Genomic DNA, 21,735 nt, shown 5'->3' on the forward strand with positions numbered 1-21,735 from the left:
GATTATGGCTCTAAAGGGTTTAATATTTTGGAAAATTGAAGGTGTAATCGTTATTAGTATTTTTAAGATTTTATAATTTCCTCTTGTATTTTATAGCTGTAAATAGCAAACGTAAACTTTGAAGCCACAAGATAGCAATCGGATGCCATTTTTGTCAGTTCCTCCGTATTTTTTGATAAAGCTTCGTGCAGCACTTCTCGCAAGCGTTGCCCATTAATAGGATTTAAAAGAAATCCGTTGTCATCGGTAACGTACTGCCCAATGCTGGAAACATCAGATACAATAGGAATACAGCCATAATTCATAGCCTCTGCGATTACTTTTGGAAAGCCTTCGGAATCACTTGGCAACAAAATGAAATGAGAATTTTTATAAATCCCAAAAACCTCCTGTCTTTCCAAAAAGCCATGAAACACAACCGGTAGTTTTAAATTTTCACATTGCTGTTTGTAAAACTCCTTCTTTTCCCCATCCCCAATAAAATGAATCGTTTTTATTTTCGCTAAATTATCTAAAGCACCAAAGGCCTCAATGATTCGCTGCACCCCCTTGGCATCTTCCAATCTGCCCACAAAGCAGAAGGTAAAAGGAGGAACAAATGTTTTTGAATTTACAATTTGCAAACCTTCTTCTCTTTCTTCCGAAGTAAGGCAGGGATTTTCAAAAGTGAGGCAATGCCTGGGCTGTGTCGGCCAATTACCGTTGATGGTTACTTTTCGCTTTTGATTTTTTAGCATCCAACGCTGCAAGGCATAGCCCAAGGGTGGATTTTCTTGGTTCCAGTTGCCGGCATATTTGTACCAGCCTTTTTTATTGCTGAAAAGAGTGAGATAGGGAATCAAAAAAACGCCTATTCCAGTGGGTGTCCGCAATTGAAAAACATCGACTTGTTTTAATGTTTTTTTTACCGCAGTTATTATTTTGGGAATATTCAGTACAACTTCCAACTTGGCGCCTATCCCCTTTCCGCCGACTGGTTTTAAAGGAACAAATTTTATATTTGAAGAAGTGTAGGGCAAAGAACTCGGCGGCGGCGGGCCGGGATGCAAAAAGGCGATGTGCTGTATTTCCTCAAAATCCTGTGCCAGATGGTTGATTTCGCTAATCGTCGGTCCCCAACCTACGATTGTGCCGTCGGGCCTTTTGTAGTGTTCGGTATGGGAGATTATGGCGAGTTTCATTGTTATTAAAAATTTTAAATTTGAATCATGAACATCCCCCTAGCCCCCTTCAAAGGGGGGATGAATTCAAATTCAAAGATTGTTATTTGCCTTGTTGTATTTTGTATTCCCTTCAAGAAATCTTCTTTGTTATGTGTCTATAAAATTACAACTTTATCTTAACCACAAAGGACACGGTCCCGATAGCTATCGGGATACACAAAGACCACAAAGTATCTCTTTGTGCACTTTGTGCCTTCTTAGTGTTCTTTGTGGTTTTCTTGAGTATTTTTTTGTGTCCTGTGTCTTACGTCATGTTTCCTGTTTCTTTATTCTTTTTTTTCTTTTTTCTTTATTCTTTATTCTTTTAAAATCTTCAAATAAGTCTCGATTACCTTGTCCCACGTGAAGTTTTTTGACCATTGTTCTGCACTTTGCGAATAGCTTTCATAATTATTCAAAATTTCTTCCAAGGCAGCTATAAACTGTTTTGGGTCTTTGTTGTTTATTAATTTTCCGGAAACTCCATCCTTTATTGCATCTTCTATTCCGCAGCCCAAGGAACCGATTGCCGGAATTCCCAAAGCATTTGCTTCCAAAATAGCAATCCCAAAACCTTCGGCATCGCCTGTTTGTGTGGTTTCGCTGAGCATTACGAAGACATCGGCTTGTTGTAGCCGTTCTATTTTCTCTTCTTCGGAAACCTTTCCGAAAAAATATACGGCATCGTCAACCCCCAAATCCAAGGTCAACCTTTCCAGTTTTGCTATATCGGTAGGAATACCAACCATATGATATTTAAGGTCTGGATATTTTCTTAAAAGCAGCGGCAACGCATTAATTACATTGTGTTGCCCCTTGCGTTGGGTTAGGTTGCCCACGGTTATTAAGACTGGTACTGGTTCGTTTTTATTTCGGGAGTCTGAAGGAACCTCCATTTTAAAACCATTGGGGACCACTTCAATATTTTTCAAGGCGAGATGGGAAACCAAGGATTTGGTATAATTGCTTACCGCTATCACTTTATCAAAGCGTTTTAACGATAGGTCCGTGAGCTTTCGAAGCATTTTATTGGGCAGCCGCACTTCACTTCCATGAATGATGGCTATAAATTTCTTGTTAAAGAAAAAGGTGAGCAGCGCACCTAACCACAGTGAAAATTTGCCAGAACATACTACGGTTTCAGTTTTTCGGCTTAAGGAAAAAGCAGTGCTGATGCGTTTTAAATAACTGAAAAGGATTATCTTTTTCCTTGGAATCCGAACCACTTCAAAAGGAAGATCTTTGTCAAATACATTTTCTACTTCTCCATTTGTTGAACGGATATCACATAGCAATCTCACTTCAAAACCATTGCCCTGCAACCCCTTTGCTAAATTATAGGCATGGTTACCTATACCGCCCGGTTGGGGAGGGAATTCAGAGGTTAGAATAAGAGTATTGGTTTTCAAGTTTTGGGATTAATTGATAGCGTATGTTAGTTTTACCGCAAAGGCGCAGAGGGCGCAAAGAAAAATAATGAGTAAGTATCTCTGCGTACTTCGCGCCTTTGCGGTTATATTTTATTGCACATAGGTTTTATATTAAATATACTTTCGTTTGACCCCCGACCTACTTCGGCATGCTCAGCACATCGCCTAAAGGGGAGAAGTAAAGTTCATTTTCACAACAAACGGACAACTGACACCCGATAACCGAAAACAGATAACCGAAAACAAAAAATTCACAAGCTCTCAATCATCGCTCCTTCCCTCAACTTCCGCGTCGCTAATCGCCATGAAATTACTACTTGCAAAATCACGAACGGAAACAAAAATAGCGAGATAAAAAGACCCAAGACCAACATTTTTTTGTTTTTCTTATAACGGTACGGGATTATGGATTGGGGAACGGTTCTGAGAATGGCGAGCAGGGTTCTTTTTTTGCCGAAATATTTTCGGTATAAATATAGCACGCTTGGTATGGGCCGCGGAGCGAATAGTTTTTTAGGTCGGAAGGCATCCCAACTGCCCATTTCGCGTAAGCCGCCAGAGCCTACCTTTAGATGGATTCTTCCTGCATAAGGGTTTGAAATATTTGTATAGCCATTCAAATAAGCCCGAAGCCCATATTCCCCATCGCCCATGCGTTGCTTTTCAAATTGTCTGTCGAAAAGGCCCATTTCTCTAAAAACCCGTTTTTTCAGAAGTACGTTGCCGGTGTCAATTTGATCCGAAATTCTGAAAAAGGAGTAGTTCTGGGGAACTTCAGCCCCCACTGCCGAGATAGAAACCCCTGAAGAAATATCGGCTTTAAAAAAATCGAGACATTTTAAATGATTGCTAATCCAGTTAGGTTCTACCCTACTGTCATCATCAAAAAGTAGCACATACTCCCCTTTTGAAATTTCAATGGCATGGTTTCTCGCAAGCCACAGGGCACGTTCCGTTTGTTGGACAAGCTTAATATCCAATTTAAACTTTTTGTAAAAATCCTTTTGAAAAGGATTGGATTGGTCAACGATGATAACCTCAAAGTTTTTGCACTCCTGTTTTTCCAAATCCTCCAGCACATCTTTAAGGTATTCATAGCGGTTCAGCGTAGGAATCACAACGCTTACAAAGGGGTTTTTCTCAACAAGTGAGGATTTATAACTATTCCAATCATCATAAAGTATAGGGTTTTTTAAATAATCGCCTCTCTGTACGTCGCCACTATTCTTCCAAGCACTTATTTCCCGAAACGGATTTTTAAAAGAGAGGATCCGCAAGATCAGAACATAAATAACCCAAACTAAATGGAAGTACTTTCGAAGAAAGCGGTATTCGTCAATTACGGGGAGTTTTTCAAAAGAAGTATAAACTTCTGAGCTTCCAATATAGCCTTTATTGACAGCTTGCCACGACAGATCGTATTCTCGGGCCTTTTCACTTTTGAATTTTGGATCAGGTTCCAATTGTTCAACAACTTCCTTTGGTAGGTTTTCAATTATTGGAAAAATAGAAGTTCCATCTTTCCGATATAGTTGAAAATAATGTGTGGGTTGGAGGTATTTTAGGAAATGGAAGAGCATTACTTAATTTTTTGGGATGCAAAAGATATTTGGGGGAAGTTGATTTTCAGATTGGAATGGATTTAACTCCATATCCAAAATCTGATAATTGTGCTGATTGAAAAAATTGATAATCTTTTCATCGCCATTGGTCTCTACGATAAAAATCGGGTTAAACTTTTCAATCAAATGGGTTGCGCCCATCAAAATATCCAATTCTATTCCGTCAACATCAATTTTAACAAGATCGCAACGGTCCATAACATTTCTTCTGGAGAAGGAATCGAGAGAAACCATTTCGATAGGTGTACTTTTATTGTTGAGCCTATCTGCGTGCAAGGTATTTGATGTGGTGGAGCTTAAAAAGAGTTCTATGTTGCCATCTTTTTTCCCAACGGCGAGGTTATTCAATTCAACGTTTGATTCCAAACTATTGGATTGAATGGAGTTTCTAAAACTGTTATATACGTTCAAATTTGGTTCAAAAGCTATGACCTTTCCATTTAGGGAAATTGAGTTGGCCCATACCAAGCTTAAATATCCAAAATTTGCCCCAACATCCAAAACTACGGCATCATTTTCCTTTGTCCTCAAGTTGATAAGTTGGATGGAGTTTCTCAAAATTGTATTTTCAATTCCACTTTTTGTCGCTTTTGAAGCTATCTTCATAGATGCAAAAAAATAGAAATGGACCATATAACCCAAATAATTTCTTTTTACCAAAACCTTGGTTTCCCTATAACTTCCTTGAGAGCGGAGAAGGATGTCCCTTAAGGGCTTTAAAAACCGGGACTGACCAATTCCATTTCGAACTTTAGACGGCAATATTCTGTATAATCCCAAAATGATTTTATTGAGCATTGAGCATAGTTTTAAAGAATCCCGATAGTGTTAAGCGTTCTTCAAATAGTTTTCTATTTGCCAGTTGTAAATCTATAAAATCCTCCTTAGATAGGGCCTCGTGAAACTCCTTTACTTTTTGCGCTACTTGATTCCGATCTTTATACTCCACCCAAACCACATGATTTTTCCAATCGATTTCGTTGTCAAAGGGCAATGCGCAATCCGTATTTATAAAAACAGGAATTCGTCCCATAGCCAAGGTTTCATAAAAACGGACGGAGAAATTACCTGCCCCGCGAACACAGACCACATAATCGGAATCCTTTAGGTTGTTGTAAAATTCCAAGGTGGTTTTATGGGAATCCTTATCGCTTGTAACACCCGCTCGATATTTTTTTCGGAATATGAAATTTGTTTTAACATCCTTTGATTTCTGGAGTGTTTTTAAGACAGTTGCCCTCAAAAAGGAAGTGGAAAGCAGTTGCTGGGGTTCCTCTTTGGAAAACCCCAGAAAGCATTTTGTATTTCGGAGCAATGTTTTGAATACTTCCTTAATGGCATTCAGGCGGGAAAGGTTGGCCTGGCCACAGAAACCAATAATAGCTTTGGGTTGATAGGGCCTTTGGAGTACCATATCTATGTCAAAATATTTCTTTAGTGGATCTGCAATAATAGCCGGAAACGCATATTCATTCTCAGTAAATTTTGATTTATATCCACTGGGGCGAAGGACAAGTAGATTGCCATAATACGGAATCCGCACCCCAAAGTCGCCCGCGTTAAAGGCAATTACCTTTTTGTTTAGGGCTCCACATTCATTTACAAAAGCAATTGCAAGGCTTTCTTGCTTTGTTCTTACGTAATAGTTCCAAGCCATGGTTAGAATAACTACATCTGCCTCTTCCAGATATTCCGTAAACTCGAAATCCTTTTCTGAAACCCCATAGGTAGCCACGCGCTCTGCATCGGTGTATCCCTCAGCTTTAAGGAAGGGCTTCAATAATGGAAAGAGCAGGCCGCGATGGGCTTTGTTGTAATGGGATTTTGGGTAGTAGAGTTTCAAACTTGGTTAATTGGTTAATTGGGGTCCCGATAGCTATCGGAACGGGATTCGTTAATTTGGGATTTGGGAAAACATCCCCCTAAATCCCCCTTCGAAGGGGGACTTCACATTTCGTAAAAATTTATGAATTCAGATTGCTGCTTTTCGATATTAAATTCCTCCATTACCCTTTTCTGGGCATTTTGGGAGATTGTTTTTTTATCAGTTTCACTTAAAGCCAAGACCCTTTCTACTTGTTGTGCCAAGGATTCCGGTGAAAGATTTTCAAACAGCCATCCGGTTTTACCATCCACAATGTTTTCCGGCAAGCCTCCCACATTTGAGGCTATGGTAAGTTTTCCCATGGCCTGTGCTTCCAACACGGCATTGCAGAAACCTTCGTTAAGGCTTGGTTGCACATATAGATCAGCAGTAGTTAAATGTTCCAAGACTTCCTTATGGGATAGTTTTCCGCAGAAAACGACTTCTTCTTTTAGACCCAACTCATAAGCCATAAATTTATAGCGTTCCGTGTAATTTTGATCCCCATCGCCAATAATATAATAGGTGAAGTTTATGTCTTTCTCCTTTAGTATGCCCATTGCCGCAATGGCCACGTCCAATCCTTTTATCCAAGTGAGCCGGGCAATTGTAACTATTTTAATGCTTTCTGAGGCTGATGTGATTGTTTTGGGCATAGGCAAAGCATCCAATTGCACCGCTGGGGTGATAATAGCAAAGGGAGTTTCTACTGAAAGACCCAAGGATATTGCTTTGTGCAAAAGATATTGGGAGATACTGTGCACCTTATCAACCTGTTTCCAAAGGTTTTTATAACATTCTGGGTGTTTTATGGGATACACATTTATATCGAAGCCCCGAAAGCTCACCGCCATTTTTGCGCCAATGGCCTTTGCCACCGTCTCGCTGCCCAAGGCCATGGTGGCGAAACCAAAGTGCAGCCAGTCCAAGTTGGCTTTTAATAAATGCGCGTTGAGATATGTTTTTTTAAAAAGTTGAAGAATACCAGTGCCCTCTTTGCGTTCCAGGTTTATATAGCGGATAACGGCAGATAGATGTGGTAACAGTAAAAAGAATTCTTTTAAAAAAAACCAAGGTTGCAAGAGCGGATTGCTGCTTACCCTTGGGCTTAGTATTACGGGGCAAAGGTTAAAGTCGTCCTTTTTGCTTTGACTATACAAACGGATGTCCACGCCACTGCGCTGTAACCCTCTAATTTTAGAATTAAAAAAGGTTTCGGAATAACCGGGGGTTTGGGAGAGGACGAGGCCTATTTTCATTTTCTTACTATTGATTTATATAGATTCCCATGTCTTTCAATCTCTTTTTCAATAGGGTATTCTGAATTTACATGCTGGTAAAAAGAATTCCCCAACATTTTTAATTCTTCCTGTGATTTACCCATATAATATTCAAGTTTTAAGCTCAATTCATCAATATTGGACGCGTCAAATAATGAGTTAGGAAATTTTTCCAGTTGGTCTCTAATACCAGGTATATTAGACCCTAAAACAATCTTTCCATTTGCCATTGCCTCCAAAAGGGCCACAGGAGATCCCTCACCCTTTTCTTTAGTTGGCAACACAAAGATTTCAGCACGATTTAAAAAGGAGCGAACATCCTGTTGTTTTCCAGTAAAATTGACTCTTTGGCTTAATCTTAGTTCTTTTACAAGTTTCTTAAGCTCATTTCCATAACTATTAGTATCATCACCTACTAATAAAAGATTCCAAAACGGAAATTTATCATGCAATTTATAAAAAGCCTGAACCAGAGTTTCTATTCCCTTAATTGGAACGATATTGGCAACACAAATCAAAAATCGCCTGTCATGTTCAAGCTCAGATTTATTATAAAAATTTCCGTGCAATGCTAATGATTGAAAATACATAACATCTACACCTCTGGGAATCAATATGGCTTTATTAGATTCCTTATAGAATTTACTCAACATATCGCTGTTTTGAACAGCAATCTTTTTCGCCAAAAAAGATCTGAGTTTCCAGGCGTTTTTGGATTTTCCACCCCAATTCATGTTTTTCTTAGTAAACACCCACGGAATCCCCGCCATTCGTGCAGCTATAGCTTCTGTATAATCTGGACCGTAATGATAACTGTGAATAACATTGGGAGCTATTTCCTTAAATTTTCTTGATATCCGCCAACATTCTTTAATCATTCTCATTAATGGCCTGGCAGGGGATGTAAAATTATAAATATGTATGTGTAAACCAGAATTTTCAACTACTTTATAGAAAGTGCCCTTATTGTGTAAACACATAATATGGGCTTCAAAAGCTTCAGGATTCAATCCATTGGCAATATTTAGAAGTGCTTTTCCACTACCAGCCGTATCAAAATTGGGAATTGTAAATAAAATTTTTATCTTTTTCATCTAAATCGCGTTAGTGCATAAAGAGTAAATATGGGCCATTTCAAATCTTCTTTCTTTTCGGAATGACTTTGCAACATTTTCTCAATAGCTCTTTTTTCAAAACCAAAATCGGAAATAGCGGAACTTAATAATTGGTCACTTATTATTTCTTTAAGGTCTTGGCGTAGCCAGCTCGTCAAAGGAATTGAAAACCCCTTTTTTACCGATTCTTCTTTAACAGTTGGAATCCGTTTGGATAGTAAATATTTTAAAAGTTGTTTTTGCCGTCCACCGCCATAACTCAAAAGAGGATCTATCTTTAAAGCAGTCTCAATCATGTTTTTATCTAAAAATGGCACTCTAACTTCAAGACTGTTCTCCATACTAGCTAGATCAACCTTCCGCAATGTTTTTTGCATCATTCCATAAAATTCCGCATATCGCACATTATAAAGCAATTGGCGAATATCCTTTGTGTTTGAGTAATTATATATGGAGAAATTTTCTGGCAAGGTGGTTTCAGATAAACTAGGTGCAATTTCATCCAACAAATTCTTTCTAAATCTTGAATGAAGACCTTGTTGCGCACTTCCCTGACTGGGTGATAACAATACACTATTCACTCGTTTGTTGCTTGATGTGTATTTATCAATACCATAAATAGCCTTTTTTAAAATACTCGGATAGTGTTGAAAAGAAATATTTTTGCCAATGCTCCAAAATCTTTCATATCCAAAAAACAGTTCATCTCCCCCATCTCCACTTAGAGCAACCCCAACTTTTTTCTTGGCAAGTTTTGACACCAAATAGGTCGGTAAAATACTGAAATCGGCAAAAGGCTCATGTAAAGCATTCATGGCTTCATCCCAAAAACCCAGTACCTCCTTCGCCGATAATTTCCATATTTCCTGCTGTACATCCAATGCCTCTGCAAACTGTCTTGCACGCTCTGATTCGTCATGATTCTTACTATCGGAACCAATGGTAAAAACCTGAGGATTGGCTTTATATTCCTTCATAAAGGAGGTTGTCAAACTGGAATCAACCCCTCCAGATAAAAAAGCTCCAAGAGGAATGTCAGAAAGCATTTGACGTTGCACCGAATTGCCAAGTGCTTTTTCCACAAATCTTATCGCTTCCATTTTGTTTGAAACAGAATAATCAACGTCAGTTGGAAGTTCCCAGTATTTACTTTTTCTAATACTGCCGTTCTTTTTTAAAATAACTATTTCTCCCGGTGCCACCTGATAAGTATCCATATATAGACCAAATGGGGCAGGCATGTAATGCTGCTCTATATACAGTTTCAGTACCTGGGGATCTATTGATTTTGTTTTGTATTCTGGATGTGAAAGGATTTGGTCATATTGGCTAGCGGCAACCATTGTTTTGCCATTCCAACCGTAGAAAAGGGGTTTAATTCCAGCAAAATCTCTAATTAAATAGATACTTTCTTCCAACTTATCGTAAACGACCAGCGAAAACATACCATTTAGCTCATTAACAGTTTTTTCAACACCCCATTCTGCCATACAGGCAGTAACGGTTTCCGAATCACTTAATCCCCTATAATTTGAAAATTCCAGTCTTTTCCTTAATTCAAGGTGATTGTATATTTCGCCGTTAAACACCAAGATATACCTGTCATTATGACTTTTCATGGGTTGTGCTCCCGCTTCGGAGAGTTCTAATATGGCAAGCCTATTAAACCCTACTTGTAAGTTGACATCATTGGAAAAGTAGCCCTGAGAATCAGGTCCTCTCATTGTAGATTTATTAAGCAACCTGATAAAGTCGTACTTAGCCAATCCTTTTTTATTATCGAGTGAATATTCTACTAAGAATCCACACATTATTTTATTTCAGGTTTGAGAGTTATGTTATTTATATTCAATTGAAGAAGAGCTTATTCATAGAATGCCTCCTCTTGGATCTATTTCTTATGTTTACTATACCAAACTGCCAAAGTAAGCAACATACTCAAAGGATGCGAATATTTAACGGCATCCCCGGTTTTAAAGCTATTGTAAAACTTAGCCAGCAAGGATTTTGAAATAAAAGGATGCAGATTTTTAGCAAATAGTTGTTCCTGCAGCTTTTCGTCGTTTTCCATTCCCAAAAACTGAAGTTCCCAATTGCGCTGAATGTAAGGTTTCCCCATTTTATTCATCACTTCCCTTTTTAGCTTGTTTCCTATTCTGTATGGTAGGTTGTATGGTGTTTTGTTGTTTTCAAAAGTATATAGATTGAATGGTTTATGGTCCTGCCAAGTTATTTTGGCCAAGGCCGGGTTCTGCAGTTTTATATAAGCTATTTGTAGCTTCCTGTCTGCAAGATACTCCTCTGGAATAGTACAGATAAATTCACACATCCTATCGTCATAATAGGGTACCGTTATTGGGTATGCGGCCTCAAAGACGGAAAGATTGACTGAGGTCCAGCGCGGCGCCCAATACAAACTCTTAAAGGCCCGCAGTTTTGCACTTGGGTTTTCAATGTCAATTTTTTTGAGCAATCCAGCAATTCTTTCGCGCAAATAGCTTTCAAAGTCGTCTTCCAACTCCCACTCCTGCCACAGGGCGGTGGCGAGTTCCATCCCGCCTTTTTTGACAATTTTCTTGATAATAATATCCAACAGATCTTCTTCCCTTGTCCCTTCGGGAGCTCCCCGGTCGAACAAGACATCGCCCCAATGCCCCAGGGAAAACAAGCCTTCCATTTTTTTGAATTCTTCCAAAACCGCCATTTGCCGGGGATGCGTAAAATCGGAATAACATTGGTTTATGGAAGCCAGTTCTTCCAGTTTTGGCCAAAGATATCCTGATTCTATTGTAAACTCCTTAAAGTCAAAGCCACACGCCTTCGCAATTCTCTTACCGATCCCACTTTCTGAAAAACCACCTTTAAAGGAATAGCTATACGCTGTAACGGGTTTCTTGAGCTTTGCCAGCGCAACTGCTTGGGTGCGGCTGTCCAATCCCCCAGAAAGAGGGAGGATTACTTTGTGGGTCTTAGTCTGTTCTGAGATAATCTGTTCAAAGAGTGTAGTGAATTCTTCCAATGCCGTTTCAAAACTGATTTTCCGCAGTTTGTAATGCCATTGGAACCAGGGTTTGCTTTCAATTAAGAAACCGTTATCATCCAATATATTATCGGAAGCGGCAGGCAATACTTTTTTGTTTTTCCAATAGGTATCAGAATCCAAAAAGAACCCGGTGGCGGCAAAGATGCATATCGCTTTTTTGTCCAGTTCGCGCGGCGCATTTACCTTAACGAATTGTTGGTGGGTTGGGATTATTGGGGTTTTGATTGTGGGCATTTGAGTTTATGTGTAAATCGTAAAAGTAATTAAATATTACATCCCTCCCAACCTCCCTTCAAAGGGAGGGGTTTGCTTTGGAGAAAAAATAAAATTCTGAGTTTAATCAATAGTTTTCGTTTAAAATAATCAATGGGGGCTATTGGCAATAACTGCTATACCCCCCCCTATTATATCTTACTTTGAGATGTTCAGTACATCGCCATAAAAGAGAGGAGTTAAAATTTTAACTAAAATTAAAAATTGGGAGTTCTATCAAAAAATCTTCATTTCAATGGCTAGTATATGCTAATAACCACAAATCAAAGATAAAAACGAAAATTTGCTCCCTCCCTTTGAAGGGAGGGCTGGGAGGGATTTTTTCAAGCTTATTTCATTTCAACCACCTCATAAAACAACTCTTCCATCCCCCGAACCATCTGCGCCTCATTATGTTGCTGCTCCACTTTTCTCCGAGCCTCGATTCTTACTTTTTCAATCATATCTAAAGGTAATTCCATAAAATGAATAATTGCCGCTGCAATAGCTTCCGGCTTTCTAGTAGGCACCATCCACCCATTCACACCCTCCTCAATCAATTCTGGCACACCCCCACAATCCGTACTGATTACCGGTAGCCCGATAGCCATAGCCTCCACCACCACATTTGGAATCCCCTCTTCCAGACTTGGCATCAATAGCAGCGAAGCTTCCTGTATTAACCTGAATACTTCTTTTTGAGGGATTCGTTTTTCCAAGTTCACATAATCCTGCAATCCGAGATCGTCCACTAAAAACTGTAACTCCTCATCTCCCGCCCCGCCTATGATTGTATATTGAAATGAAATGTTTTTTTCTTTTAATAATTTACAGGCCCGCAAGGCGTAATCATAGCCCTTTTTCCAATGTGTTCGGCCTACCGAAACTATTCTCAATGGCCTTGACAAAAAGTAGGCTTCAGAAAAGGGCATTTCTTCCAAAGGCAAGCCTGTATAAACTACTTTATCAATCTTCTCTGATGAAGTCCAAATTTTATCGCCATTGGCTGCAATAGCTTTGGAAACGGAATGGAAGCCTGCCATTTTGGGATACCACTTTTTTAGATATTCAAAATTTTCTCCATCAACAAAAGGGCGGACATTGTTATGAAACCCTCTTTGACTCAATATTACTGGAATTTCCTGTTTTAAAAGCACTACTTCAAACCAAGGGATTACAGAGGGCCATTGTAAATGTATTAGGTCTGGGGCAATATTTTTAAGGGCCAATTCCAGGTTTAGCTTTTGTAATGCTTGGCGCTTTCCCTGTATTAATTTTTTTAGTGTAGGGAGCAATAAATTAAATTTTTTTGACTGAAAAAGCTTGCCCAATGTAGCAACGGTGAATTTCAACTTGCTTTGGTTGCTACCTAGCGACACATAATTTACTCCGCTTATAGGGTTGGTCAACTTTTCATTGAAACCTAGGATATATATCTGATGGTTTAAAGCCAGCCCTTTTACCAAACGATTAATAAAGGGCGTGGTTTTAAAACTGCCGTCGAAAATGATTATTTTTACATTATGAAGCTTTGATTCTACCGACATAGTTGTTCATAAAAATTATCCCATTTCTGTAATTCTCCTTGTCTAGAAAATAAATTTTGGACTATTTTATATCCTGACTGCCCCATCTGATAACGTAAATCTTTATTTTCCATTAATCTTATAAAATTTAGGGCATAACCCTCAGGATTACAAGGAGCACTCAAAAAGCCCGAAACATTATTTTTAACTACTTCAGGAATGCCTCCTATTTCTGAGGAAATGATTGGAAGGCCATAATAAGATGCTTCAATTAATGATAATGACAAAGCTTCAGAAAGTGAAGGTTGAAAATATATCTGTGCTGCCTGAAGCTTCTTTTTTACATCGACCCGAGACAACTCTCCTAATAAACTTACTTCATTTTCTATACGCAATCTTTTTATATGATAATTAATCATCTCCCGATCAATTCCTGAACCAGCAATTTGATATTGAAAATCAAAACCTTTATTTTTTAAAATTGACATTGTTTCCAGAGCATATAAAAACCCTTTTTCCCATACTAACCTACCAACTGATAAAATTAATAAACGATGATCTTCCGGTAAGTCATTTATCTGTAAACCATTTGCTTTATCGATTTGTATCGACCTATATATAACCATACATTTATCCGGATTTGCCCCTAATTTTATGGCGCTATCCCGTAGTGCATAACTAATAAAATGTAGCTTATCAGCTCTTTCAAAAATTTTTCTCGTCAATTTTAAATTTTCTTCAGATTGATATGGAAAAACGTTAATATCAAAACCCCTAAAACTCACTATTAGTTGGATTTTTTTATTTTCCAATATAGGTTCAATAGCTTGAAAGGCATTTGAGGTAATAAGATGTATTATTTCAGGCTTATAGTTTATTAAAGGTTGAATTCTATTTTGCTTTTCGGAAAACCTTCTACTTTGGAAGAGATTATAGAATTGATATTTATAAAATTCCCTCTTATTATTTATTTTATAGTTTTTAGCTATAGGTATTTTGTTAGATTTAGAACCCAAGAATAAGCTTACGGTTTTTCTATTTGACGAGAAATCTATGTACCAATCAATCAAATGCTTTTGCCTAATTGGATGAAGATAAGATGCAATAATAGCAATTTTTTTATCCATTTAATAGGGATTTTAATTGACGAATGGTTGTTCTCAGTTTGTTTTTAATTTGATATAGAGAACCTTCCCAAATCCAAGAAAAGGGCCTTTTTACCGAGAGTTTTTTTAAGATTACATCTAATTCAATAACAAAAACCAGTTTTTGTATTTCTTTGAACAAAGGGTCATTTGAGTATTCTACTAAATAAGCTCGTATTTCATCTATAGATAAGCTTGAATTCTGAATTATGATTTTCTCATCAATTCCCTTATTCCCCCTTGTTATGCCCAGATGCAAACCATGCCATGGTCTTTGAGCGTGTGAAAGTACTTCATCATCAAAATTAAATGCTTCCTTATTTAGTTTATACAAAAAATTTTCATCTCTTTCCAGTCCTTTTAAATATTGATTTCTGTATAACTTATCATTTTTAAGACGGATTAAAATTGGGTCAATTTTTTCAAAATATTCTTTTGTTTTAAAGAAATGTAGGCCTGTAAGTCGATTTGTATAATTTCCTTTTTCATCTATCCGTACTTTATTAGAGAAAGGAACATTGAGAGATTTTAACTGTTCTGTATGAAATTTAAGAAGTGCTTGTTTTTCTTTTAAAAATAAAATGTCTATATCTCCAATATACACATAATTAAACTCTTTAAAATAACTAGAATCTACCAGCCATCGAATAAGCTTGCCACCACCACCCTTAATTTTATATGAAGTAAATTCTAAAATATTCTTTTCTAATGGAATAATTTCGAAATTCGTGATTTTATGGTCACTCATAATTTTAATTGCCTCTTTTACTTTTGAGTCTATATGCTGATAAACGAATATCTTAATGAAGGCATCAGGATAGTTTTTATTTATTGAAAAAATATAATAAGGAATATACTTTGTGTAACTACCAAAAACAAATGATGAAAAACATAAGGATTTTAATTTCATACTAATTTAAAATTGATTTAAACTGAGAAGAACCTTTGCCTATAAAAATTTGGGTAGTAACACAGAATAGCAGATAAACTTTTTGCTCAAAGTTTAAATATTTAAAATTTAGAAGATTTATAACAACCAATCTGTAATTTTTATTTTCTAACATTCTTTTTAAGTCGAGTAGGCATTGCGCTTTATATTTGAGCATTGCTTTCTGAGATTGTTGCTTTGAAAAGTATTCTAGGATTCGTTTATTAACAATAAATCTTGAATTCAATTTAATGCCGGATTTGTCCTTGTCTGAACTAATTGCGTTTTCGTGTTTTCTCACTTTAAATAAAACCTCAGAAGTATGCCGAATTTGGATATTTTTTAATGTTGTGAATATTCTAAAAAAGAAATCCAAATCCTGTGCCCTACGTAATGTTTCATCAAATTTCAGATTATCTAGAATTTCTTTTTTTAAAATATATGATAAAGGACTAAATGATATGTTTTTTTCTATTAAATCGTCAATAATATTTCCATTAAAAGATTTGTTTGTTATCCTATCTTGTACTCCATTTTCATCGAAATAAGTAAAGGCACAAAAAACAACATCGGTATCTGGATAATTACTAAATATTTCAAAACGCTTTTTCAAAAAATCTGGAAACATTATATCATCACTATCAAACCATTGAATGTAATGCCCCTTGCTCATTTCAAATCCATAATTACGGGCGGCATTTCCGCCTTTTAATCTATTCTTCGGACATTCATAATATTTAAAACGAGAATCTTCTTTTACATATGAATTTATAACTTCTTTTGTTTTATCTATACTGCCATCATCAATTACTATACATTCCCAATTTTGGTAGGATTGAGCTTTAACACTATTTAATGTTTCGCCAATTATATGACCACGGTTGAATGTAGGTATAATGATAGAAACTAAGGAATTTTGAGACATTTAATCTAGTTTTTAACGCAAAAGAATTGTATCTTATAGAAAAACCATAACAGTTTATTTACTTTTCAACTGTATTTAGTATATTGATTAATTCATTATTAAATATTTCTACTCCGTTTTGATTTAAATGATGAGAATCATAAAAATGCAAAGTATCGTTTAAGGTTAATATCTCATTGAAGTCGTATAAGGTTCCAAGCTTTTTTATTCTTTCTTTGATTTCATCTATATTAAGAAATGAATTATATAATTTACTGTCAATGGGCGCCATGACATATAATGGTAAAATTCCTCTTTCTTTAATTAACTTATCAATCTCCTGTAAAGATTTAAATTGTTTATCTACAAAACTAAGGTTTGCAGGTTTATATTTTCTATCTTTATTAAAAGCTAATTTTCTTTCAACATATCCTCCATCTACATAAACATCATTTGAAGATAGAATAAGATTATTTTGATTATCATTTAATAGAAAGTATTCAAAAAATCTTGAATATATAAAAGTATTTAAAACTTTAAAATTTGTATGCTCCAGAGTTAAGAAAAGTCCATTAATATCAAAGTTATTGGATAAAATATCGAGAGTGGATTCAATACCATCTATTGTAAAAACTTTTGGATAGACCTCTATAACTACAATTTTCGGATTGAGTTTTTCAAGATATTGTTCAAGGAGACATTCTGTTTGTAGTGGTGTTTGGGCTGTTGACCCTAAATTAAAAGACGAGTATCCAGCATTATCAAATAAGCGTGTATCAAAACCTCGATATGCGTGAGAAGAGCCAGCAAAAAGGATGTCTATATTCTCATATTTCTTAACCTCCTGAAATCTAATAAAACTACTTCCCATTTTAAAATTTAGATTTTTGGAATATTTTACTGGAAGGAAATAGCCCCAAATACAAACTAATTGAGTGTAAATTAAGGCGCATATAAATACAAACGCGGTAAATCTCTTAAAGAATTTAATAAATTGAACATCCATGCTTAAAACTGAAAATAAATAAATGGACTTTCATCTGTTTCCATATACATTCCTATTAAAAAAATCACAAAGGCATAGAAGCCCCATCTTGCCACCAAAGATGTTTTTTCCTTTATTCCTTCGATTGCGTATTTATGATTCCTTCCCAACCATTCAACAATAAAGAAAAAAACAAGTAACAATACAGTAGGATATACTTTTTTACGAATTATATACTCTGGAAGAGTAAATAAATCAAAGCTCGTCAAGCCTTCTATGTAATTAAAAGCATGCGACAAATTTTCAGATCTAAAGAAGATCCAAGCAAATACTGTCAACAAAAATGTAAAAATAATTGATGACATTTCCTTAATTGAAGGTAATAATTTATTTCTTGCCACAATATTTAGATGACTTCTATTTTTATTAAAAATTAATAATGGTAGAAAATAAAGTGCATTTAATGCCCCCCAAGCAAGAAAGGTCCAATTAGCTCCATGCCAAAAACCACTTACAATAAAAACAATAAAAACATTCCTAATCTGAATCCATTTAGTTCCTTTACTACCACCTAGGGGGATATATACATAATCCCTAAACCAAGTAGATAAAGATATATGCCATCTTCTCCAAAATTCAGCCATATCTCTTGAAAAATAAGGATAAGCAAAGTTTTGCCTTAAGTCAAAACCAAACAAACGGGAAGTACCTATAGCAATGTCACTATATCCAGAAAAATCTCCATAAATCTGAAATGCAAAAAACACCGCCCCCATAAATAACGTACTTGCGGAATATTCGCCATAATTATTAAAAATTTCATTGGCAAATCGAGCACAGTTATCGGCAATTACCATTTTTTTAAATAAGCCCCATAAAATTTGTCTTAACCCATCAATAGCAGAATCATAGCTGAATTTTCTCGCTTTATGAAATTGTGGTAATAAATGGGTTGCTCTTTCAATAGGACCAGCTACTAGCTGAGGGAAAAAACACACAAATGCTGAAAATCCAATTAAATCTGAAGTAGGCTCCAATTTCCTACGATATACATCAATAGTATAACTGAGTGTTTGAAAAGTATAAAAGCTAATCCCCACCGGCAAAATTATATTTAGTGTATTGGCATTTACAGTATGACCAAATAGACTAAACGCATCAATAAAACTATCTATAAAGAAGTTGTAGTATTTAAAAAAGCCCAAAAAACCAATGTTCACAATTATGCTTATCCATAGCAACGCCTTTCTTGTACTAGGTTTTTTTTTGTTTTTTAAAGATAGGCCAATGGTATAATCCACCAATGTGCTAAACAGTATAAGACTTAAAAATCGATAATCCCACCATCCATAAAAAACATAACTCGCTATAACAATAAATGCATTTTGCCATTTTATATTCTTATGGCCAATTGTCCAATAAAGGGCAAAAACAATTGGCAAGAAAATCGCAAAGTCTAAAGAGTTAAAAAGCATTTAATGAAAACATTTTATAAATATTCTATTAAGGAAAGTGTATAGTTTTACCATTTTTACAATATTTAATATATAGTATTGATATCAGCTGCTCCTTAAATTAAATTTTTTTTGGTATTCACTGGATAATAAAAAAAACTGATTTTATTTGATTTCATTTTATAATGTTGGCAACTAATGAAGAAAGTTTGAAAAATATCATGAAGTCAGTTTTTTATAAAAAAAATAACCTTTCCCAAATAATCTAAGATTGAGCAACATCAATAAAAAGTAAATTCCGCGGCCTCCATATTCTTTAAAAATCGCCATGGTAAAAGATCTATTATTCGAATTCCAAATTCTTTTATTTTGATAAATTAAAGAGATACATTTATTCAACAATACAAGTCTGGTTTCTTGATCGGCAATTTCCATTAAATCACAATATGTAAACCACTTAGCTCTAAAAGAACTTTCCAATAATTTTTGAGAAGTGTTTAGATTGCCGCGAATCGTGTCTTTATGGTATCTTCTTAATGTGACAGTCTTATCTATAAATTTAGCATTTATAGATTTATGAACTAATTTAGAGAAATAGTTATACTCTTGTCCAGAATGTAAATCTTCGTTAAATTGGATTGATTGTGCAACATTTTTTTTTATACAAACATCATATGTCAGCCAGTTTATAGCTTGGGAAACATAATTATAAGAGGTGAGAGGATACAAATGAAACCTATAATTATTTTTACCAACTTTCTTTTCGCTACCAATAAATTCTGTTTTCGTTATAACGTAATCACAATCATGTAATAAAATTTCTGATATTTTAACCTTTAAATGATCTGATATCATTATATCATCACTATCAAAAAAAACAATAAATTCACCCATTACAAGGTTTAGACCTATATTACGGCAAGAATTGGCGCCTTTTACTTTATGGGCTGGCCTACTATAGTATCTAAACCGAGAATCCCTTGCCATATATCCTGCCATTACCTCCTCGGTATTATCTGTACTGCCATCATCTATTACAATACACTCCCAATTTTGATACGTCTGAGCCAATATAGAAGCCAGTGTCTCCCCTATTAAATGGGCACGGTTAAAGGTGGGGATAATGATGGAGACTAAGGGGGTATCGGTAGGCACGGGACTGTTTGTTTGGCTCCAAAAATAGGGAAAAGACTGAAGAAAATTCTATTGGAATTGTTCTTATTTTGGAATTGTTGCTGGGTGGGGGATTTGGGATTTGTGATTTGTTAATCGGGGATTTGTTAATCTGGGATTTGGAAACAGGACTAAAGGGAATCAAGAAACAAGACTGAAAGAAAACTCTCTTCCCTTTGGGGCCAGGGGTTATTGGAGTTTAGGTATTTGCTAATTGTTAATTCGTAACCTAGTGAGAAAGCAAGAACCAAAACTGACCCACATTTTCATTTCCCCTTTAGGGGTCAGGGAGTTATTGGGATTTGGGATTTTAACTTGAAGGGCGCCCAAGCGCTTGCTTCGACTGCATATGGCGGAGCAATAACGAATGGGTTTTTTATTTGATATGGTTGCGGATAATATCTGGGCTGATGCCTGTATAGTCGGCGAATTCGTATATAGTGAGGAGTTGGTGTTTTTTCTTCTTGAAATAATCCCGAATTTCTTTATTTAGATAGAGTGCATGGCGGTATGATTTCCCTGTAAGTAGCTGTATATCCTTTGGATAAATAACTACCCGGCAGCTTTTAAAATTTTTCCTTTGGGGTTGACCGACGTTATTTTCTTCTTCACTCTGCATACGAAATCGATTTCGTTTATTTTGTCCTTTATTAACATAAGAGGATTATTTGTTAATTGTCGAAGTTTGCTATAAATTATGCAAAAGAACCTTTTACATCCTCAGGAATACATATTGTTTTATGTATCACGAAATAAGGAGATTTAGTTTAATACTAGCATGATAGTAGGGGTTTAGTAGGGAAACACTAGCATGAATGTAGCATTAGAGTGGCATGGAACCTATATGAACCATATATAGAAACGGGGTGAACGGTACATTAAGACACCTTGAACCATACATAGACAATTTTGAACGGTACATTAAAAGGGGTTTGGTTGTCGGTTTGGTGTATTTGTTAATTTATGGGAAGCTTTAGGTTTTATTTTTTTAGTTAAAAGATTTAAAATGAATTAAGTGTTTTAATTCATCTAGGGGCATGAACCGAATACTGGAGAATTTGCGGCGCACTATTCTGTATTTGCCGATATGTTTTTGGTAATATGCATCGCCTAAAAACCAAAGCAAGATTGTGCCCATGGCGTCGTGGAGGTCAGATTTTGAATGTTTTTTATCCATTTCTATATATATGAGCAGGTGTAGTTTGTTTGAGGTTTTGTAAAGCTTGTGAACGGCAAAATAAATTTGATGGATGACAGTGTGCTGGTCTATAAAATTATTGTTTTTGCATAGGGAAGTTATTGAACGCTTATATTGCTTGATGCCGATTTGATATTGCCACATTGCCAATTGTGGTTTTGACACCAGCATTTGTTTAACAATTGCATTTAATTTATACTTCCCCTTCGTAATGAAAATTAATTTTGCAAAATCACCCCCACTAAATTGAAAGACCAAGGTCAATTCAGAGTGAATATTTTTTGCCTTGCACTGCAGCCTATTAATAAGATCCGTACTTAATTCTAAATTACCAGTGTTATTTGCATAAACTAGATCCATTTGTATGGATAGAAAGTAATTCCAAAATTTTGTTATTTCTGTTTTCATGGTTTTGATATTTAAATTATTATTTTGGGATTCGTTGTTGAGTTGTTGAGTTATTGGAAATTTGGTTTTGCCCACGAATGCAAAAAAATTTTTTGGGGATAGGTTTTATTCGTGATTAGAACAGACCTCATGGGGTTGCTTCGCCCACCTATGGCAGACCCGCAATGACGATACTATTTTAACGAGCACTTGCTTTTACCGCCTGT

At 35.9% G+C, this 21,735-nt stretch carries 18 protein-coding genes; all 18 read right to left on the reverse strand.

Going from position 1 to position 21,735, the window contains the following annotated elements; translation table 11 throughout:
• Window positions 1-62: 62 nt before the first annotated feature.
• The 18 genes from POV26_RS03475 to POV26_RS03560 all read right to left on the reverse strand — a co-directional run bounded on the left by POV26_RS03475 (window position 63) and on the right by POV26_RS03560 (window position 21,529).
• Entirely contained in the window at window positions 63-1,181 is a 1,119-nt protein-coding gene (locus tag POV26_RS03475; protein WP_272855096.1) for a glycosyltransferase family 4 protein, read from the reverse strand.
• A gap of 338 nt (window positions 1,182-1,519) precedes the next feature.
• Entirely contained in the window at window positions 1,520-2,611 is a 1,092-nt protein-coding gene (locus POV26_RS03480) for a glycosyltransferase family 4 protein (protein WP_272855097.1), read from the reverse strand.
• A gap of 272 nt (window positions 2,612-2,883) precedes the next feature.
• Window positions 2,884-4,212: a glycosyltransferase family 2 protein gene (locus POV26_RS03485; RefSeq protein WP_272855098.1), complete on the reverse strand. Its 1,329-nt coding sequence runs from the start codon at window positions 4,210-4,212 to the stop codon at window positions 2,884-2,886.
• 3 nt (window positions 4,213-4,215) lie between these two features.
• On the reverse strand, window positions 4,216-4,887 hold the full coding sequence (locus POV26_RS03490; protein ID WP_272855099.1) for an FkbM family methyltransferase: 672 nt from the start codon (window positions 4,885-4,887) through the stop codon (window positions 4,216-4,218).
• A 154-nt stretch (window positions 4,888-5,041) separates the two neighbouring features.
• The gene (locus tag POV26_RS03495; protein WP_272855100.1) at window positions 5,042-6,097 is read right to left on the reverse strand and encodes an exostosin domain-containing protein; all 1,056 of its coding nucleotides are present in this window, start codon (window positions 6,095-6,097) and stop codon (window positions 5,042-5,044) included.
• A 104-nt stretch (window positions 6,098-6,201) separates the two neighbouring features.
• Window positions 6,202-7,377 carry a glycosyltransferase family 4 protein gene (locus POV26_RS03500; protein ID WP_272855101.1) on the reverse strand — a complete coding sequence of 392 codons (1,176 nt, stop codon included), beginning with the start codon at window positions 7,375-7,377 and terminating at the stop codon, window positions 6,202-6,204.
• A complete protein-coding gene (locus tag POV26_RS03505) occupies window positions 7,374-8,492 on the reverse strand; it encodes a glycosyltransferase (protein WP_272855102.1) in 1,119 nt (372 codons plus the stop codon). The genes POV26_RS03500 and POV26_RS03505 overlap by 4 nt, the downstream gene beginning before the upstream one ends.
• Window positions 8,489-10,324 (reverse strand): asparagine synthase (glutamine-hydrolyzing), encoded by a 1,836-nt coding sequence (asnB, locus tag POV26_RS03510; protein ID WP_272855103.1) that lies wholly within the window; start codon window positions 10,322-10,324, stop codon window positions 8,489-8,491. Before asnB ends, POV26_RS03505 begins: the two co-directional genes overlap by 4 nt.
• Before the next feature lie 80 nt (window positions 10,325-10,404).
• Window positions 10,405-11,790 carry an asparagine synthase-related protein gene (locus tag POV26_RS03515; RefSeq protein ID WP_272855104.1) on the reverse strand — a complete coding sequence of 462 codons (1,386 nt, stop codon included), beginning with the start codon at window positions 11,788-11,790 and terminating at the stop codon, window positions 10,405-10,407.
• Window positions 11,791-12,158: 368 nt separating this feature from the next.
• Entirely contained in the window at window positions 12,159-13,355 is a 1,197-nt protein-coding gene (locus tag POV26_RS03520) for a glycosyltransferase family 4 protein (protein WP_272855105.1), read from the reverse strand.
• The gene (locus tag POV26_RS03525; protein WP_272855106.1) at window positions 13,346-14,461 is read right to left on the reverse strand and encodes a glycosyltransferase family 4 protein; all 1,116 of its coding nucleotides are present in this window, start codon (window positions 14,459-14,461) and stop codon (window positions 13,346-13,348) included. The genes POV26_RS03520 and POV26_RS03525 overlap by 10 nt, the downstream gene beginning before the upstream one ends.
• Complete coding sequence (locus POV26_RS03530) at window positions 14,454-15,389, reverse strand: hypothetical protein (RefSeq protein ID WP_272855107.1); 936 nt, start codon at window positions 15,387-15,389, stop codon at window positions 14,454-14,456. Before POV26_RS03530 ends, POV26_RS03525 begins: the two co-directional genes overlap by 8 nt.
• A 1-nt stretch (window position 15,390) precedes the next feature.
• Window positions 15,391-16,332, reverse strand: a complete 942-nt coding sequence (locus POV26_RS03535; RefSeq protein WP_272855108.1) for a glycosyltransferase family 2 protein — start codon at window positions 16,330-16,332, stop codon at window positions 15,391-15,393.
• A 58-nt stretch (window positions 16,333-16,390) separates the two neighbouring features.
• A complete protein-coding gene (locus tag POV26_RS03540) occupies window positions 16,391-17,182 on the reverse strand; it encodes a hypothetical protein (protein ID WP_272855109.1) in 792 nt (263 codons plus the stop codon).
• Between the two features lie 137 nt (window positions 17,183-17,319).
• Window positions 17,320-18,771, reverse strand: coding sequence for an MBOAT family O-acyltransferase (locus tag POV26_RS03545; RefSeq protein ID WP_272855110.1), 1,452 nt, complete (start codon window positions 18,769-18,771; stop codon window positions 17,320-17,322).
• Between the two features lie 198 nt (window positions 18,772-18,969).
• A complete protein-coding gene (locus POV26_RS03550; RefSeq protein ID WP_272855111.1) occupies window positions 18,970-19,905 on the reverse strand; it encodes a glycosyltransferase family 2 protein in 936 nt (311 codons plus the stop codon).
• A gap of 394 nt (window positions 19,906-20,299) precedes the next feature.
• On the reverse strand, window positions 20,300-20,542 hold the full coding sequence (locus POV26_RS03555; protein WP_272855112.1) for a hypothetical protein: 243 nt from the start codon (window positions 20,540-20,542) through the stop codon (window positions 20,300-20,302).
• A gap of 369 nt (window positions 20,543-20,911) precedes the next feature.
• Entirely contained in the window at window positions 20,912-21,529 is a 618-nt protein-coding gene (locus tag POV26_RS03560; protein ID WP_272855113.1) for a hypothetical protein, read from the reverse strand.
• Between the last annotated feature and the right edge of the window lie 206 nt (window positions 21,530-21,735).

This window comes from Aequorivita todarodis, assembly GCF_028561335.1.
GTDB lineage: Bacteria > Bacteroidota > Bacteroidia > Flavobacteriales > Flavobacteriaceae > Aequorivita > Aequorivita todarodis.